Origin of the sequence: Microbacterium sp. PM5, from assembly GCF_003293595.1 — a bacterium.
Classification (GTDB): domain Bacteria; phylum Actinomycetota; class Actinomycetes; order Actinomycetales; family Microbacteriaceae; genus Microbacterium.
Genome location: NZ_CP022162.1, coordinates 2,856,669 through 2,874,438, shown reverse-complemented (window position 1 = coordinate 2,874,438; position 17,770 = coordinate 2,856,669). Strand labels below are relative to the sequence as shown.

General features: G+C 70.7%; 14 protein-coding genes. 2 read left to right on the top strand and 12 right to left on the bottom strand.

Going from position 1 to position 17,770, the window contains the following annotated elements; all coding sequences use genetic code 11:
• Positions 1-136: 136 nt before the first annotated feature.
• The 8 genes from CEP17_RS13575 to CEP17_RS13540 all read right to left on the bottom strand — a co-directional run bounded on the left by CEP17_RS13575 (position 137) and on the right by CEP17_RS13540 (position 9,690).
• Positions 137-805, bottom strand: a complete 669-nt coding sequence (locus CEP17_RS13575) for a phosphoribosyltransferase family protein (protein WP_112932619.1) — start codon at positions 803-805, stop codon at positions 137-139.
• Positions 806-901: 96 nt separating this feature from the next.
• Positions 902-2,596 carry an LpqB family beta-propeller domain-containing protein gene (locus CEP17_RS13570; protein WP_112932618.1) on the bottom strand — a complete coding sequence of 565 codons (1,695 nt, stop codon included), beginning with the start codon at positions 2,594-2,596 and terminating at the stop codon, positions 902-904.
• Positions 2,593-4,263 carry an MtrAB system histidine kinase MtrB gene (mtrB, locus tag CEP17_RS13565; protein ID WP_036321661.1) on the bottom strand — a complete coding sequence of 557 codons (1,671 nt, stop codon included), beginning with the start codon at positions 4,261-4,263 and terminating at the stop codon, positions 2,593-2,595. The genes CEP17_RS13570 and mtrB overlap by 4 nt, the downstream gene beginning before the upstream one ends.
• A 10-nt stretch (positions 4,264-4,273) precedes the next feature.
• Entirely contained in the window at positions 4,274-4,954 is a 681-nt protein-coding gene (gene mtrA / locus CEP17_RS13560; RefSeq protein ID WP_036321663.1) for an MtrAB system response regulator MtrA, read from the bottom strand.
• A gap of 158 nt (positions 4,955-5,112) precedes the next feature.
• The gene (katG, locus tag CEP17_RS13555; RefSeq protein ID WP_112932617.1) at positions 5,113-7,386 is read right to left on the bottom strand and encodes a catalase/peroxidase HPI; all 2,274 of its coding nucleotides are present in this window, start codon (positions 7,384-7,386) and stop codon (positions 5,113-5,115) included.
• The gene (locus CEP17_RS13550) at positions 7,383-7,862 is read right to left on the bottom strand and encodes a Fur family transcriptional regulator (RefSeq protein ID WP_112932616.1); all 480 of its coding nucleotides are present in this window, start codon (positions 7,860-7,862) and stop codon (positions 7,383-7,385) included. The genes katG and CEP17_RS13550 overlap by 4 nt, the downstream gene beginning before the upstream one ends.
• 99 nt (positions 7,863-7,961) lie before the next feature.
• Entirely contained in the window at positions 7,962-9,443 is a 1,482-nt protein-coding gene (gene ahcY, locus CEP17_RS13545) for an adenosylhomocysteinase (protein ID WP_112932615.1), read from the bottom strand.
• Between the two features lie 40 nt (positions 9,444-9,483).
• On the bottom strand, positions 9,484-9,690 hold the full coding sequence (locus CEP17_RS13540; RefSeq protein ID WP_005048283.1) for a DUF3499 family protein: 207 nt from the start codon (positions 9,688-9,690) through the stop codon (positions 9,484-9,486).
• A gap of 101 nt (positions 9,691-9,791) precedes the next feature.
• On the opposite strand from CEP17_RS13540, the gene CEP17_RS13535 reads away from it, so the two are divergent.
• Positions 9,792-10,226 carry a metallopeptidase family protein gene (locus CEP17_RS13535; RefSeq protein WP_039412603.1) on the top strand — a complete coding sequence of 145 codons (435 nt, stop codon included), beginning with the start codon at positions 9,792-9,794 and terminating at the stop codon, positions 10,224-10,226.
• Between the two features lie 34 nt (positions 10,227-10,260).
• Here CEP17_RS13535 and CEP17_RS13530 read toward each other — a convergent pair whose 3' ends face one another.
• The 4 genes from CEP17_RS13530 to manA form a co-directional block, all read right to left on the bottom strand.
• Positions 10,261-11,688, bottom strand: a complete 1,428-nt coding sequence (locus CEP17_RS13530) for a DUF5719 family protein (RefSeq protein WP_112932614.1) — start codon at positions 11,686-11,688, stop codon at positions 10,261-10,263.
• Positions 11,685-14,531: a glycosyltransferase gene (locus CEP17_RS13525; protein ID WP_112932613.1), complete on the bottom strand. Its 2,847-nt coding sequence runs from the start codon at positions 14,529-14,531 to the stop codon at positions 11,685-11,687. The genes CEP17_RS13530 and CEP17_RS13525 overlap by 4 nt, the downstream gene beginning before the upstream one ends.
• 94 nt (positions 14,532-14,625) lie before the next feature.
• Positions 14,626-14,943, bottom strand: a complete 318-nt coding sequence (locus tag CEP17_RS13520; RefSeq protein ID WP_005048276.1) for a WhiB family transcriptional regulator — start codon at positions 14,941-14,943, stop codon at positions 14,626-14,628.
• 183 nt (positions 14,944-15,126) lie between these two features.
• Positions 15,127-16,308: a mannose-6-phosphate isomerase, class I gene (gene manA, locus CEP17_RS13515; protein WP_112932612.1), complete on the bottom strand. Its 1,182-nt coding sequence runs from the start codon at positions 16,306-16,308 to the stop codon at positions 15,127-15,129.
• A gap of 42 nt (positions 16,309-16,350) precedes the next feature.
• Here manA and CEP17_RS13510 point away from each other — a divergent pair, with 42 nt between their 5' ends.
• Positions 16,351-17,754: an O-antigen ligase family protein gene (locus CEP17_RS13510; RefSeq protein ID WP_112932611.1), complete on the top strand. Its 1,404-nt coding sequence runs from the start codon at positions 16,351-16,353 to the stop codon at positions 17,752-17,754.
• Positions 17,755-17,770 lie beyond the last annotated feature (16 nt).

Genomic DNA, 17,770 nt, shown 5'->3' with positions numbered 1-17,770 from the left:
TCCGGGTCCAGCCGGTCAAGGGCGGACCCTGAGTTCGCCTTGGTCTCTCCCACGCTATCGGGGCGAGGCGGCGCTGTCACGCGGGAATCCCGGGAGTAACGGACCGATTCTCTGAGCATCGGCAATGGATCTGCGCTCACGAGGCGTGTCGGGCGGTGGCAGCGACGGTCGCGGCCCCGATCACGTGCGCACCGCCCGCCGTCAGCGCCCGCACGGCCTCTCGCAGCGTCGCCCCTGTGGTGAGCACATCGTCGACGACGATGACCGACAGACCGGCGACGTCACGGGCACGGAGGGTTCCCGCGACGTTGCGCGCGCGGGCCTCGCGACCGAGCCCCCGCTGGTCGGCGACCGCGCCGCGTGAGCTCAGCGCCCGGAGCGGCTTCAGTCCGCCGCGCCCCGCCAGCAGGGTTCCGGTGTCGTATCCGCGCCGGCGGAACGCGCGGCGTGAGGACGGCACGGGCACGACCGCCACATCGATGCCGTCACCGTCCAGCCGCGCCACGGCCGCGGCCAGGGCGGCGCCGAGGGGCCGGGCCAGTCCTGTCCGCCCGTCCTCCTTGAACGCGCGCAGAACACGTGCCGGCACGCCCGAGAAATCCAGTGCGGAGCACACGGGCAGGCCCGGACGGAGTGAACCGACGCGCACGGACGGTCGAAGGAGTTCACGGCAGTTCGCACACAGGGCGACGTCCGGCTCGTCGCAGCCCGCGCACCACACGGGCAGCACGAGCGACAGCGCCGCTGCCGCGGCCTCGCCCACGCGGCGCCACGCGGACGCGCGCAGTGGCATCGGTTCGAGCATGATGCCAGCCTGCCGAACGCATGTCCTGCACGCGGACGCGAACGCGGACCTGTGGACCGATGTCTGCGCAGCGCGACGCGGGGAGGAGGATCCGCCTCAGCGCGGCATCCCCTGCTGCACCGCCAGTACCCGGACGCCCCCGATCAGCTGCTGCCAGTTGGCACCCCGCTGCGCATAGAGCTCGCCGTCGGTGTCGCTCACGCTCGCGTTCGACGTCTGCCCCGAGAGCGTCGAGGTGTCACCGGGGGTACGGATCGGCGCGTCCGAGAAGCCGCCGACGTGCACCGCCTCGACGTACTGGTCCTGCCCGGCGCCCGCGAGCACGCCGAGGGTGCTCGCATCGAGCCACGTGAGATCCGTCGCGGCATCCGACAGCGTCGCGAGCTTCTTCACCGGCGAGGAGAGCGAGGTGGGCGCGCCGTTGCGATCCCGCTGGATCCCCGCTCCCCAGATGGCGTAGCGATCACCGTCGCGCACCACGGCGACGAGCCTCGTCCCGTCGCGCGACACACGCTGCGCAATGACCGCGGAGGCACCCGACCATCCTCCCGACATCGGGACGGAGGTGCCGCCCGGTGCATATGCGATCACCGATCCGGGTGCGTTCGACGGCACCGACCAGATGTAGCCCGCGGGATCGATGGAGGCGGCGACGAGATCCGGACGCGGGTCGAGGCGGCGGACGGGGCCGTCAGCGGGGACCTCGAGAACCGCGCCCGACGCGTCGCGGACGGCGGCGACGGTGCGATCGGCGTTGACTTCGATGTCGGTCGCCGAGATCTGCATGAGCGCGTCGGAGAGTCCGGCGATCGGCGAGATGGTCGTCCCCGACACGAACCCGAAGGCGTCGTCGGTGCGGACCAGGGGGTTGGCCGCCACCGCGGTGGAGCGGACGTCCACGCGCTGGGCCGTCAGCTGCTGACCCCCCGGAAGCAGCATGTCCACGCTCGTGATCCCGGGGACGTCGAGACTCGCCTCCAGCTGGGTCTGCATGCGGTTCAGCGCGATCTGGTCGAGCGAGCGCGCACCGTCCTGGAGCGTCACCTGCGCGACGTTGGACTGACGCGGAACGGATGTCAACTCGAGCCGTGCACCATCCGTGAACGCGCTCACCACCGCCCCGCGCAGCCAGGGCGCGGGGGCCCCGTCGACCAGTCCCTGCGCGATGTTGGTGGCGGCGTAATAACGCGGGAACCACCGCACGTCGGGCACCAGATAGGTCCACGTCGGGTCGAAGTACATCAACGCGTAGTCGCCGAACACCGCCTGGAACTGCGCCTTGTCCAGCACGATCCCATCGGGTGCTTGCGTGATCCGCCACTGCCCATCGTCTTGCTGAGCGAGCTTGAAGGTCAGCGGGATGGGGCCGTTGTCGGATGCCGGGCTCATCTCACCCGTGGCATCCACCGTCGCCACCGGCGAGACCGTCAGCACGATATCGCCGGATGCGCTCTGCTGAAGGGTGCGCTGCCCGGACGCGTAGATCGTGACGCCGGCCTGCGGCTTCCAGGTGCCCTTGTAGCTGGGGGCGAGGAACTGCTGGGCGGTCTCCCAGTTGTTCGTGGGGCCGGTGCCGGCCGCGATGAACCCCTCGACGATCTGCTGGGGGGTGGCGTCCTTGACCGGGCCCTTCGGGATGAACGCGATGTCACCGGAGGTGCCGTCGTCCACGATCCGCACGCCCGGGTTGACCGGCCCCGAGGTCGGCAGACCCGCGCACGCGGCGAGCACCACCATGAGCGCTCCCGCGAGCACGGTGATGCCCGCCCGGCGCAGACGCCGAACAGTCATGAGCGTCCCCCCTTGTCGAACACGGTGATCGGCTGCGTGAGCCCGAGATCGTCGAGCGAAACGCCGTCCTCGCCCGGGTCGACCGGAACCGGCGAAGAGCCGTCGATGGGCTGGCCCTGCCGCGGCAGCGTCAGCACGAAGTTCGTCCCGCGTCCGAGATCCGACCAGACGGCCAGGGTGCCGCCGTGGAGCTTCGCGTCACCGAGCGCGATCGACAGCCCCAATCCCGTGCCGCCGATCGTGCGCTTGCGCGACGGGTCGGCGCGCCAGAAGCGGTCGAACACACGCTCGGCGTCGGCGGCGCTCATCCCGAGTCCGTAGTCGCGGACGCCGATCGCGACCGCACGCTGGTTGCTGTCCACGGTGACGACGATGGGGCGACCCTCGCCGTGCTCGATGGCGTTGCCGAGCAGGTTGCGCACGATTCTGCGGACGCGGCGGGGATCCATGTCGACCGGAGAGTAGCCTCCGGGGGCGACCAGGCGCACGTCCGTCCCATGTTGATCGGCCAGCTGTTGCATCGAGGCGATGACGTCCTCGGCGAGATGCGCGAGGCTGGTCGGCTCGTACTCCAGTTGCACCGAGCCCGCGTCGTAGCGGCTGATCTCCAGCAGATCGGTCAGGAGCGTCTCGAAGCGCTGCACCTGTGCATGCAGCAGCTCCGCGGCGCGGGCGGTCGTCGGATCGAAGGAGTCGCGCTGGTCGTTGAGCATGTCGCTGGCCAGGCGGATGGTCGTCAGTGGTGTGCGCAGCTCGTGGGAGACGTCGGAGACGAAGCGCTGCTGCACGAGCGAGAGCTCGGCGAGCTCCTTGATCTGGGCTTCGATGCTGTCGGCCATCGCGTTGAACGAGCGGCCGAGGATCGCGAACTCGTCCTCCCCTCGCACCGGCAGCCGCACAGCGAGATCGCCGGCGGCGAGGGTCGCGCTGGTTTCGGCGGCCTCGGCGATCGGAACGGTCACCGAGCGCAGCACGAAGGAGGAGATCGCCGCGATCAGCAGCACGAGCCCGGCGCCCACGAGCCACAGGGTGATCTGGACGAACTGCAGGGTCTGCTGCTCCGGGGCGAGGTCGTAGGCGAAGTAGAACTCGTAGGCGCCGACCTCGGGAAACTCGAGCTGCTGCCCGACGACGATCCCGGGCACCGTGCCGCCGTCGGCGGCCGGCAGGCCGACGGACTGCCACCAGCGCTTCTGGCTGTCGCCCTGAACGGCGCCGCGCAGCCCGGGCGTGATCAACCCCGCGGTCAACCCTCCGCGCTGGAAGTCCTGCGGCGCGATCGTCGACGGCTCATCCGAGATGCGGAACGCGGCGATCATGTCGGTCCCGGCCTGCCGCGCGATCGAATCGGTCGCGTTGTTCCACAGCGACTGCAATGCGGCACCGTCGCCGTCGATCTGCGCGGCGTTGAGCGTCTGCTGGGTGGACTGCGTAGCGCGCTGCACGGCCTCCTGCACCTGCTGGACACGGGACTCGAAGAGGTCGTTCTGGATCGCGAGCGCCATCGCGACGAACGCGATGAGGATGGCCAGAGCCGTCGCACCGATCGTGATGACGAGCGTGCGAAACCTCAGCGACCGGGCCCACGCATATGCCACACGGCGCGGCCAGCTGCGCCAGTCGCGCCAGCCGGTCAGCGTCGGCACGGTCGCCGTCTGCGGCGTCATGAGCGGCCGATCACACCACCGCGCCGGCGCGATAGCCGACGCCGCGCACCGTCATGACGATCCGCGGATTGTCCGGATCGATCTCGACCTTCGCGCGCAGCCGCTGCACGTGCACGTTCACGAGACGGGTATCGGCCTTGTAGTGATAGCCCCAGACCTGCTCGAGCAGCATTTCGCGCGAGAACACCTGCTGCGGCTTCGAGGCGAGGGCCACCAGCAGCTCGAACTCCAGCGGGGTGAGCGCGATGACCTCGCTCCCCCGGCGCACTTCGTGGGCGGCGACATCGACGACGACGTCGCCGATGCGAAGATCACCGCCCGTCGCCTCAGCGGCGGGTCGCAGCCGCGTGCGGATCCGCGCGACGAGCTCCTTCGGGTTGAAGGGCTTGACGATGTAGTCGTCCGCGCCGGACTCGAGCCCGCGAACGACGTCGGCGGTATCGGTGCGTGCGGTGAGCATGATGATCGGAACGCCCGATTCGGAACGGATGCGCGTGCAGATCTCGATGCCGTCCATCCCCGGCAGCATCAGATCCAGGAGCACGAGGTCGGGCCGCTCATCGCGCCACATCTCGACGGCGGCGGTGCCGTCGGCGCAGAACAGCGGTTCGAAGCCCTCGGTGCGCAGCACGATGCCGATCATCTCGGCGAGCGCGATGTCGTCATCGACAACGAGGATGCGGGAAGTCATTTGGCCTGATTCGTCCTTCGGGTGGGCCGGATGCCGCGACGGCGGCAGGGCGCAAGAACACAGTATCCGACGTGTCTGGGTTGAGACCGAGTGCCGCGCAGAACGACGCCGGGGCCCCTTCCGCTCGGAAGGGGCCCCGGCGTCGTTCTGACGCGTGCTCAGCGGTGAAGATCGAAGCGGTCGAGCTCGGTCACCTTGGTCCACGCCGCAACGAAGTCACGGACGAACTTCTCGGTGGCGTCGTCCGAGGCGTACACCTCGGCCAGCGCGCGCAGCTCGGAGTTCGAGCTGAAGAGCAGATCGACGCGCGTGCCTACGCCGACCTTCTCTCCCGAACCGTCCTTCACGCCGGCGAAGGCGTGGGAGCCGGGGTCCAGCGGCGTCCACGTGGTGCCGAGGTCGAGCAGATTCACGAAGAAGTCGTTCGAGAGGACGCCGACCCGGTCCGTGAACACACCGTAGGGCGAGCCGTCCCAGTTCGCGCCCAGCACCCGCAGGCCTCCGATCAGGACGGTCATCTCCGGCGCCGTGAGCGTGAGGAGGTTCGCCTTGTCGATGAGGTGGTACTCGGCGGGCATCGGTGCCAGCGGACCCTGGTAGTTGCGGAAGCCATCGGCCGCGGGCTCCAGGTAGGCGAACGACTCGGCGTCGGTCTGCTGCTCGGAAGCGTCGGTGCGTCCGGCGTGGAACGGCACCTCCACCTCGACGCCCGCATCCGCGGCCGCCTTCTCGACGGCGGCGTTTCCCGCGATCACGATCAGGTCGGCGAGCGACACGTCGACACCCGCCTGCGCGGCATCCGTCTTGATACCGCCGAGCACTCCGAGCACCCGATGCAACTGGGCGGGGTTGTTGACCTCCCAGTCCTTCTGCGGCGCGAGGCGGATGCGGGCGCCGTTGACGCCGCCGCGCTTGTCGCTGCCGCGGAACGACGATGCCGCCGCCCACGTCGTCGCGACGAGTTCGGAGACCGTCAGACCCGAGTCGAGCACGCGCGCCTTCAGGTCAGCGACCTGCGCAGCGTCCAGCGGAGCGCCGCTCGGCGCCGGAACGGGGTCCTGCCAGAGCAGCTCCTCCGCCGGCACCTCCGGTCCGAGGTAACGGGTGACGGGTCCCATGTCGCGGTGCGTGAGCTTGAACCATGCACGGGCGAACGCATCGGCGAAGGCGTCGGGGTCGTCCTTGAACTTTCGCGAGATCTTGTCGTACTCCGGGTCCATACGCAGGGCGAGATCGCTCGTGAGCATGCGCGGCTCGCGCTTGCCGTCGCTGTGCGCGAGCGGAACCATGTCGACGCCCTGGCCGCCCTTCGGCCGCCACTGGTGCGCACCGGCGGGGCTCTTCATGAGCTCCCACTCGTACGCGTAGAGGATGTGGAAGAACTCGTTGTCCCAGCGCGTGGGGTGATAGGTCCACGTGACCTCGAGGCCGGACGTGATCGTGTCGTCACCGCGCCCCGTGCCGTGGTTGTTCTTCCAGCCGAGGCCCTGAGCCTCCAGGCCCGCCGCCTCCGGGTTGTCTTCGAGGTTGTCGTCGGATGCCGCGCCGTGCGTCTTCCCGAATGTGTGGCCGCCCGCGATCAACGCGACGGTCTCCTCGTCGTTCATCGCCATCCGCGCGAAGGTCTCACGGATGTCGCGGGCAGAGGCCAGCGGGTCGGGGTTGCCGTTCGGTCCTTCCGGGTTGACGTAGATGAGACCCATCTGCACGGCCGCGAGGGGCTTTTCGAGTTCGCGGTCGCCGGAGTAGCGCTCGTCGCCCAGCCACGTGGTCTCGGGACCCCAGTACACGTCGTCGTCCGGCTCCCAGACGTCGGCACGGCCGCCGGCGAAGCCGAACGTGCGGAAGCCCATCGACTCCAGCGCGACGTTGCCCGCGAGGATCATGAGGTCGGCCCAGGAGATCGACTGGCCGTACTTCTTCTTCACGGGCCAGAGCAGTCGCCGCGCCTTGTCGAGGTTGACGTTGTCGGGCCAGCTGTTCAGCGGGGCGAATCGCTGCTGACCGGCGCCGCCGCCACCGCGACCGTCGGTCACCCGATAGGTGCCGGCCGAGTGCCACGCCATGCGGATCATCAGCGGCCCGTAATGGCCGAAGTCGGCGGGCCACCAGTCCTGACTGGTGGTGAGCACGTCCTCGATGTCCTTCTTGACGGCCGCCAGGTCGAGCGACTCGAAGGCGGCGGCGTAGTCGAAGTCCGCATCCAGCGGGTTACGCACCTGGGGGTTCTTGGCGAGGATCTTGAGGTTGAGCTGGTTGGGCCACCACACTCGGTTGGCCGATCCACTCGTCGGATGCGGCTGTGCATGGATGACCGGGCAGGTCGCGGCTTCCTCGGCATACGCCTCGTCGGTGTCGGTGACGGTGACGGACTGGTCGATGTCGGTCGCGTCAGCGCCGATGCCGGCGCTGGTCGGGTCCTGGTCTGTCATGGTGTTCCTTCCGTGAGGGGTGGGGTGGCGGCGTGCGCGCATGCGGGACACAGGCCCCAGTACGTCACTTCCGCCGTGGTGAGGATGAAGCCGTGGCTGTCGGAGGGTTCGAGACAGGGCGCCGCGCCGATCGCGCAGTCCACGTCGACGACCGCGCCGCACGACGTGCACACGAGGTGATGGTGGTTGTCGCTGACGCGCAGCTCGAAGAGCATCGGCCGACCCGCCGGTTCGATGCGGCGCACGAGCCCCGCGTCGGCGAAGTCGCCGAGAGCGTTGTACACCGACTGACGGCTCGCCCGCGGCATCCGCTCGACGATCGCGAGGAAGACGTCTTCGGCACTGGCGTGCGGATGCGTCCGCAGCGTGTCGTAGACCGCCGTGCGCGAATCGGTGACCTTCAGCCCCGCCGCCCGCAGCGCGGTCGCCGCATCGGCGGCGTCGGCACCGTGCGCGGGGGTCGCGATCGAGGGCATGCCTCCACCTTACCCAGTTTTGAAGAATTCAAAACAAAGGCGGGGTGAACACTCGCTGTGACGGGTCTATGGATCCGCGCACGGCGCGCGAATGGTCCGTCAGTAGCGGTAGTGGTCCAGCTTGTACGGCCCCTCGACCGGAACGCCGATGTACGCGGCCTGTTCCGGGGTGAGCTCGGTGAGCTGCACACCGAGCGCCGCCAGATGCAGGCGCGCCACCTTCTCATCCAGGATCTTCGGCAGCACGTAGACGCCCACGGGATACTGCTCCCGCTTGGTGTACAGCTCGATCTGCGCCAGCACCTGGTTGGTGAAGGACGCGCTCATGACGAAGGAGGGGTGCCCGGTCGCGTTGCCGAGGTTCATGAGCCGCCCCTCGCTCATGACCAGGATGCTGCGCGGCGCACGACCGGCACCCGCAGGCAGACGGTACTCGTGCACCTGCGGCTTGATCTCGATCTTCTCGACACCCGCGATGGCCTCGAGCCCGGCCATGTCGATCTCGTCGTCGAAGTGGCCGACGTTGCCCACGATGGCGAGGTGCTTGAGGTTCTGAAGGTGCTCGACCGTCACCACGCGCGTATTCCCCGTGCCGGTGATGAGGATGTCGACGTCGCCGATGACCGACTCCAGACGTGCGACCTGGAAGCCGTCCATCGCCGCCTGCAGCGCGCAGATGGGGTCGACCTCGCCGATGATCACGCGCGCTCCCTGGCCACGGAGCGCCTCCGCCGCCCCCTTGCCGACGTCGCCATAGCCGACCACGTAGGCGACCTTGCCGCCGATGAGAACGTCGGTCGCACGGTTGAGACCGTCCGGAAGCGAGTGGCGGATGCCGTACTTGTTGTCGAACTTGCTCTTGGTGACCGAGTCGTTGACGTTGATGCCCGGGAACAGCAGCTTTCCGGCTGCCGCGAGCTCGTACAGTCGGTGGACCCCGGTGGTGGTCTCCTCGGTGACCCCCACGATCTGCCCGGCCATGCGCGTGAAGCGCTGCGGGTCGCGGGCGAGGCTCGCGCGCAGCGTGTCGAGCACGATGCGGTACTCGAGGGAATCGTTCTCGGATGCCACAGGCACCGCGCCGGCCGCCTCGAACTCGACGCCCTTGTGCACGAGGAGCGTCGCGTCGCCACCGTCGTCCAGGATGAGGTTGGGCCCGTCGAAGCCCTCGGCCGACCAGTCGAAGATGCGATCGGCCAACTGCCAGTACTCCTCGAGCGTCTCGCCCTTGAAGGCGAAGACCGGAACGCCGGCCGGCTGGTCCACGGTGCCGTGCGGACCCACCGCGACCGCGGCGGCGGCCTCGTCCTGGGTGGAGAAGATGTTGCAGCTGGCCCAGCGCACCTGTGCACCGAGGGCCACGAGCGTCTCGATGAGCACGGCGGTCTGCACGGTCATGTGCAGCGACCCGGCGATGCGGGCTCCGGCGAGCGGCTGGAGCGGACCGAACTCCTCGCGCAGCGCCATCAGTCCGGGCATCTCGTTCTCGGCGAGGCGCAGCTGATGACGGCCTGCCTCGGCGAGGCTCAGGTCGGCGACGACGAAGTCATGGATGCGGGTAGGGGCGGCGATGGTCGGCATCCGCCCATTCTCGCATCCTCATCCGGATGCCGGCCGGGACTCAGACGCGCAGCGTCTCGTGGCGGACGACGACCCAGCCCTTGGGAACCGAGAGGCGGTCGGTGTGGATGGCGCAGAGGTCGTGCGCGTGCGGGTCGGTCGCCGCGCCGAGCGGGCCGAGGGCGGCCATCTGATCTCCGTAGTCGTAGGTCAGGGTCGTCACGGCCTCGCGGGCACAGCCCACCTTCGAGCACAGTCGGGTACGCATCGCCCTCACGCTACCGGCGGCGCAGCCCGGGGCGGGGGATGCCGCGCCGCCGCGGCACGCATCGCCGACCGCGACGGCGACCGCTGACCTAGACTCGGAACATGATGAGGCGGCGCGCGAGCACTCCCCCGCGGGTGCGACCGTCCCGCCATGGACGGCATGGTCGCGAGGACCGCAGTCCCGTCGTGCGGCCGCCGCTTCCGGCGCAGGAGACGCGCGAAGAACGCTTCGACTTCGTCGTCGGCACGGCGGCGGAGTTCCTGCGCAGCGCCTGGCCGGAACTGCGAGACGTGCGCTTCGAGGTGGCGGCCATGCCGCCGGCGTCCGACGAGGACGGCATCCCGCGGTGGACGGTCTCGACCGAGGAGCGGCGCATCGTGCTGTACCGTCTGCCCATCGAACGATTGGGCAGCCTGCATCGCGAGGACGAGCTGCATCGGCGCATGGCCATCGAGGGCTGCGTCTTCCGCGCGGCGGCGCAGTACCTCGATCGCGACCCCTGGGATCTCGGACCGGAGCGGTTCCGCTTCCTCTGACCGTTCCGCGTGGGCGTGAGTGGCCCGCGAGGACTCAGCGAGGGTAGACGGTGACGGCCGACGCCGCCGATGCGCTCGGCGCGACGGGGTAGCCCGCGATAGCGCCGGCGGCAGCATACGTCACGCCGGCCCGGACGCTGCCCATACCCGGATCGATACGGTAGACCTCACCGGGGCGCACCGGGATCGTGACCGCACCGCCTCCCGGCACCGCGACGTCGGTCTTCGCACCGGTGCCGGATGCCGCCGTGACGACGACGGTCTGAGGCTCGCCCGTCGAGGAGACGATGGTCATCGTGGGCGCCGTCCCCGCGGCGACCGCGACGAGTGCGGGTGCGGAGATCGCGTCGGCGGCCACGAACCAGCCGAAATCACTCCCGGCTGCGAAGCCGGACGTCGCCCACACAGCGCCCGTCACGGGGGCCGTCGCGCTCACCCGCACCGCGTAGGTGCCGGTGGCGAGCCCGCCCAGATCGAGTTTGAGGGGCACCCCCGCCTGCAGGGGGACTGTCTGCGGCGAACCGACCGCCGCGCCGTCGCGGACGACCGTGACGGTCGCCTGAGCGTTCGCGCCCGGGGAGAGCAGGCGCAGCGACGTCGGAACGTTGCTCTCGCCGGCGCCACCCTGGGTCGTCACCACGGGAACGCCCGGGATCACGAGATCCGTGTCGGGGACGGCGCTGGCGCCGACCTGGTCGACACCGCCCGCGACGAGCACACGCGTGAGGCTGGTCTGCAGCGCAGCACGGATCGGGGCCTGCGCCGATGTCACGCGCAGCACCGGGTTGTCCTCGCGCAGCGCGAGGGAGGCGAGCGGGATGATCCGCTGAGTGCCGGCGGCGACGACGATCGCGTTGCCCGCGACGGGGACGGCGCCGCCGCCGGCGCCGTACACGGTGATCGTCACGCGCGCCGCGACCACACCCGGATTCTCGAGAACGACCAGATCCGAGGCGCCGGTCGCCCCGGAGCCGCCGACGAGCCACGATTCCATCTCGGGCCGCGCGCAGGATGACGCAGCGAACCCGGCGAGGTCGTCCGCGCTCACCTGCGCCGAGGTCGCTGCGGCGATGTCGGCGGGCTCCCCGTCCACGGGAGCGGCGCGCAAGGTGGTCGGCCCCGTTCCGCCGGTGACGTCGGGGGCCGCCAACGTGGAGGTCGCGGCATCCGTCGAGGCCGCCTTCGACACCGCGGCAGAGGTGAGTGCCGCCGGAGCGGCGTCGGTGAGCTGGGCGGCGCGGGTCGCGTCGCGCCCCGCAGCCAGCACGGGTCCGACGCACGTCGCTACCGATGCCGTCGCGGGCGGATGCGCAGCGATGGCGAGCGTGGAGTCGGCGGTGTGCGAAGGAAGCGGCAACGCGACCAGGGCCACGCCCGCTGCGACCGCGGCCGCCGTGATCACGCCGCCGACGGCGAACCGCACGGACGTGAGGCGACGAACGCCGGGCAGGCGGTTGCTCATCGGAGTCCTCCTCCGGGTACGCGTCGCGCGCCGATGATGCGCGGGCGACGACGGTTCAGCCGCAGCGAGCGTCGGGTGGGCAGAGCGAGCAGCAATGCGATCAGCACGACCCCGATCTGCACGGCGGCGGTGCGAGCGTTGTCGACCGCCGATGCGGCAACGCGATCCGTGACCGCAGCGGTGACCCGCCACAGCTTGCCCTTTGTCGTGTCGCCGACGATCTCGAGGTCCTGGCGCTGATCGAGCGCGGTCTCGGCGGCGATGCGCACGGCGCGCGCCGCGTCGCTCTCGCCGTCGGCGGTCCCGCCGAGCAGGACGAATGCGACCCCGTGCGCGCCCAGACGCGCGACCGCGTCACCCGAGGGCACGGAGATCAGTTCGGCGGTCAGCTCCGCGGCCTCGGCGTCACCGGCGTCGGTGGACGAGCGCGCCGAGCGCAGGGTGCTCTGTCCGCCCAGGGCCGACGTCTCGCCCCAGACGACGTCCGTGACGACCGATCCGTCAGCCGCGGCGGTGAGCACGAAGGTGGCGTTGTCCAGCCCCGATCTGCCCTCCGCCTCGACATAGGCCGGCAGGGTACTGCTCGGACCGTTCGTGACGGCCGAGGTCCCCCGAGGCAGCGCGGTGATCACGGGGACCGCACTGACCGCGAGAGCGGTCATCACCAGGGCGGCCAGCGGTGCGCGAAGCCGGGCCCGTGCCGGGAGCGCGTCGATGGTCAGCGCTGCCGATGCCAGCAGGGCGAGCCAGTACAGGCTCAGGGCGGCGCCCGGCCAGACCGCGATGCCGGTCCCGGCATCCGACGTGACGACGATGCCGATGACCGCGACCGCCGTCGCCAGGCCGCTGAGCGCGATGAGGAGGACCACGGCGGACGACGCTGTGCGCGAGACGATGGGAGCGGCCGCCGCGAGCACGATCAGGGGCACGACGAGAAGGAACGGCCACGGCCCCGCACCGTCGACGAGCTGACCCCATTCCGAACCGCCGGCAGTGGGAAACCCGAGCGCGAGGGCGACGCGGCGGGCGAGATCGGTCGACTCCCCCGACGGCAGCGGCACCCCCGGGTCGGCGATCAGGGCCCATGGCTCGCCAGAGCCGAGACGGCGCCAGATCATCGGCGCCCAGACGATCACCGATGGAACGAGCAGCCAGACGACCCGCGCGAGTCCTCGACCGCGGCCGAGCGCTGCCGTGAGGACGATCGCGACCAGCCACAGCACGACGAGGGCCGGAGCCAGCGACGGGGCGCTGGCGAGCACCGCGACGGCGATCACCGATCCCATGCCTGCCGCGGTCCACGATCGGTGCGCGGCGACGGCGGTCCACAGCAACCAGGGAAGCAGCAGATGTGCGATGACGACCGTCGGTCGTCCCGATGCCAGCGCGTCCAGCAGGCTCGGCGCCAGCGCGTAGCCCACCGCGACGACGGCGCGGGCGAGGGCGTTGTCGGTCAGGCGCGTGGCGGCGAACCAGCCGCCGAGTGCGGACATGGGAATCGCGAGAACCCACAGCACCACGAGGACGCGCGAGGGCGCCGCGGGCCAGAGAGAGCCGAGCACGGCGACGACCGCGCTGACCGGATCGGCCGGCCCCTGCGTGTCCCAGCCGAGAGGTCGGGCACCGGAGGCCGCGTCCGCCCAGAGCTGGCCCACGGTTGCGCGCAGCGGCGCGAGCCCGCCGCCGCCGAGCACCGGCCACGCGAGCAGCGACAGGAAGGCGAGGACCGACACGAGCAGAGCTCCGAGAACGATCCAGGCACCCCCACCGGAGAAGAAGTGCAGCTCACCGCGAGCGGTGCCGTCGATGATCACGTCGTCGTCGAGGCGCTGGCGCAACTCGGCCCGGCTGACCCGCAACGGTGCCAGCTGCGCCCACGACACGGAACGACCCGCGCGGATGCCGCGACGCGCACGAGCGACGGCAGCCGGTCGCAGCAGCACCGTGAGCGTGGCGCCCCATTCCGGACCGATCATCGAGGGACGCTTGCCGAGCAGCAGCACCACGGAGCGGACGATCGCCAGCGGCAGCAGAGAGAGCCAATGCAGGGGGACGGCGACGGGCGGCGCGTACACGAGTCGGCGGTGCAGCTGCGCCGTGCGGCGGCCGTAGGCCCGACGCACCCCGACCGGCTCGAAGCGGTCGCCGAGAACAGGAGGGTCTGTGCGATCGGGGTCGGCGAGGGCGACGAAAGCCTGGGGAGCGAGGACGACGCGCCCCCCTCGCAGACGCGCGCGCACACCGAGGTCGAGTCCTTCATCGGCGCCGGCGAGCGCCGTGTCGAGACCGCCGAGCGCGCGCCACGCGTCGGTGCGCACCAGGATGCCGCGCACATCCGAACCGAGCACGTCCTCACTGGCGTCGTGCTGGCCTTGATCGTGCTCGCCGTCGGCGAGGCCGACGGCGCGGCCGCCTCGCGTCATCGACACACCGAGCGACACGATGCGGTCGTTGTCGTCGGCGCGGACGAGTTTCGGTGCAGCGATCGCGACCGAGGGAGCGGTCTCGAGGGCGCCCATGAGACGGACGAGGGCGTCGGGCGCGGGCGTGGTGTCCTGGTCGAGCACCCAGACGGCATCCCCGCCGAGCCGTCGGCTCGCCAGCGCGAGAGCTTCAGCGAAGGAGGTTCCTCGATCAGCGGTGATGACCGCCTCGGCGGCGGATTCCCCCGCGATCCGCTGAAGCTCGCGATCGGTCGCGTGCGGGCCGCACAGCACGATGGTGAGCGTGTCGACCGGGCGCGCCTGAGCCGCGAGCGCGGAAAGGACGCGGTCGAGACGGATGTCGGTGGCCACGCGCGCATCAGGGCGCACGACCAGCAGTGCGTGAACTCGGGCGGGCATGACGTCGTCAGCCTAGGCGGGAGCCGGCGCAGAACGCGGACGTCGCCCGCGAGTCTCGTGATCGGTCACGCCGCCGCGGCAGCGGTCGTCGAGATCAGGCGCGACGCTTGAGCTTGCGGCGCTCGCGCTCGCTGAGTCCGCCCCAGATGCCGAAGCGCTCGTCGTTCTGCAGGGCGTACTCGAGGCACTCGCCGCGCACGTCGCACGAGGTGCAGATGCGCTTCGCGTCGCGTGTCGAGCCGCCCTTCTCCGGGAAGAAGGCCTCGGGGTCGGTCTGCGCACAGAGGGCGTCCGCCTGCCAGGCGAGCGCAGTGTCCTCGTCGGCGACGGACGGACGACGCACTCCCGGCACGCCCAGATTGACCGGGTCGACGAACCAGTTGTCGGGGACGCCGGAGCGGTAACCCGTCATATCGTTCTCCCCACGTTTTCCCGATGCGCCGATGCGCGTGTTGGAATAATTACACCCTTGTCATTCGCCGCGGTCAAGTCGCAGATCGTAAACCCTCAACACGGGATTGAACCTTCACGCACGCTCGTCGGCGTGTCGCGGCCGAGACCGCGCGGTCGGGGCCGGTCGGTCAGGGCCGGCGGGTCAGGAGCCCGGCTGGGCCACGAAGAGCTCGCCGACACCGGACACCTCGATGGCCTCCTCATCGGCGATGTACACGGCCGTGCCCGGACGGAGGGTCGCGGAGTCAGAGTCGGAGTCGCCGGCGACGACGACCTCCCCGACGGTGCAGAGTGCGATCGCCGGTCCGTGCACCGCGACACGGACCGCCTCGCCGGCGACCGCGACGCGCTCGAGGGCGAAATCGTCCACGGGGGTGTCGTAGACGTCGACCCCGCTCGCGAGGGGGCGCGGACGGATGACAGGAGCCGGGGAGGGTGTCGCGTCCAGCACGTGCAGCAGCTCCGGCACGTCCACGTGCTTGGGGGTGAGGCCTCCGCGCATGACGTTGTCGCTCGCGGCCATCAGCTCGACGCCCAGCCCCGACTGGTACGCGTGGAGCACCCCGGCCGGAGCGAACAGCCCCTCACCGCGACGGAGCGTCACGAGGTTCATCAGGAGGGCCACGATCAGTCCGCCGTCGCCCGGGAAGTCGGATGCCGCGGCGCGCAGCACCGCGATCTCGTCGGCCAACTCGGTCTCGCCGTTGTCCGCCGCGGCGTCGAGAGCCGCGGCCACGGATGCCACCGTCGCGGCATCCGCCTCGTCGAGCGCCCAGGCGAGCACGTCACGCAGAGCACGCTCGGCTGCGGCCCCGTCGTCGTCGACGTCGAGGCGGCTCTGCAGCTGGGCCACACCGGCGGGGACGTCGTCGCCGGTGGCGGCGAGCACGGACAGGAAGCGACGGGTCTCGGCGAGCGGGCGGAGTCCGACGAGCGCACGGAAGCGGTCGCTGAGGGCGACGATGATCTCCGGCTTGTGGTTGTCGTCGCGATAGAGACGGTCGGCGGCGTCGCGCGGGATACCGGCGCGCTCCTCCCGCGCGAACCCCTCCTGTGCCTGGGCGCGCGTCGGGTGGGCCTGGATGGAGAGCGAGGATGCCGCGGCGAGGAGCTTGAGCAGGAACGGCAGAGCGGGACGTCCGGCGTCGGCGAGGGCCACGTCGAGCGTGCGTCCATCGGGCGTCCGGGAGGGGCAGCCCGGGTGGTCGCCGTACCAGATCTCGGCCTCGGGAGCCCCCGTCGGCTGGCGTCCTTCGAGGGCGGGAATGAGGGTCGGGGAACCCCAGGAGTAGTCGCGAGGATCGTTGGAGATCGGCGTCAGCATGCCCCCAGCCTAGGACCGCCGTCGCGCTACTCTGATCTCACCATGGCCGTCCACACGAAGCATCCGGTCGCGGCGCCGCCGACCGCGCCGATCCGCGCGACGTCGGGCCACCTACTGCTGCGGGGGTGGTGCATCTTCGTCCTCGCCGCGGCCCTCGCCGGGTCCGCGTGGCCGCTGGCGCTCGGCATCCCCGCCACCGCCGTCGCGATCGTCGTCGCCGGGGTCGTCTCGGCGTCGGTGTGGGCGCTCTCGCGTCCCCCGGTGCAGTGGCGTCGACTGCCGTGGTTCGCTCTCGCCTATGTCCTGTGGGCGGTGTGCTCGCTGCTGTGGACGACGCATCTCGCGGCGACGGCCGCGACGCTCGTCCTCCTGCTGGTGACGACGATGCAGGCCCTCTTCGTCGGAGCGGTGCTGACGTGGCGTGAGCTGGTGCGCGCGATGGCCTCGGCGCTCAAGTGGGTGCTCGGGTTGTCGCTGCTGTTCGAGCTCTGGGTGTCGCTCGTCTGGCACGGCGTACTGCTTCCGGGCTTCGCACGGCCCGACGGTGTGGTCGCCGACGGGGCCGTCGTCTGGTCACACGATCAGCTAATGAGCGGTGGGCGCATCGAGGGCATCGTCGGGGATGCCACGGCGCTGGCCTTTCTTGCGCTGCTGGGCATGGTCGTCTTCGCCGTCCGCTTCGCTTCGCGTGCGCCACGGCGCACGCTGCTGGTCGGGTGGTTCGCGCTGTCGGCCTTCCTCTTCTTCCGTGCGGGGTCCGCCCTCGGCTGGCTCGGAGCGGCGGCGGTCCTCCTCGTGCTCGCGACGGTGCTGGTGATGCGCACCACGAAGCGTGCCGGCGAGCGCACCCGGTATTACGTCGTCTACGCCGTGATCGCCGCGGCCGGCATTCTGGCCGTCTGGCTCGGGCGCGGTCAGATCTTCTCGCTCCTCGGGCGCAGCACCGACCTCGACGGGCGCGAAGGGACGTGGGCCCTGATCGCGGCGAAGGCGCTCGAGCGTCCGGTGCAAGGGTGGGGTTTCGCAACGCCGTGGCCGCCGCAGGACGCGGCATCCGCGCCCTGGGGCCCCGGCATCGACTCTGCCCTCACGCAGGCCCACAGCGTGTGGCTCGACGTCCTCCTCCAGCTCGGGATCGTCGGGATGGCGCTGCTCGCCCTGACCTTCTTCGCGTACGTGTGGCGCTCCTGGTTCTTCGCCGTCGACCGCCCCCGCTGGGACCTCGTCGCCGACCGGCCCTACTCCCCCGTGACGCTCGTGCCGACGCTGACCGGAGCGATCCTGCTCGTGCAGGGCGTGGCTGACTCCGGTCCGATCGTCGGCGGCGGGTGGTTGCTGATCGTCATGCTCGCGTTCAAGATCAAGCAGGCACCCCTGCTGGGACGCGGAGCCTCGGAAGAACGGCTGGTCGGCGAGCAGGGCGAGACGGAGCGCGTGCCGCGCTGACCCGCGGGTGAAGGGC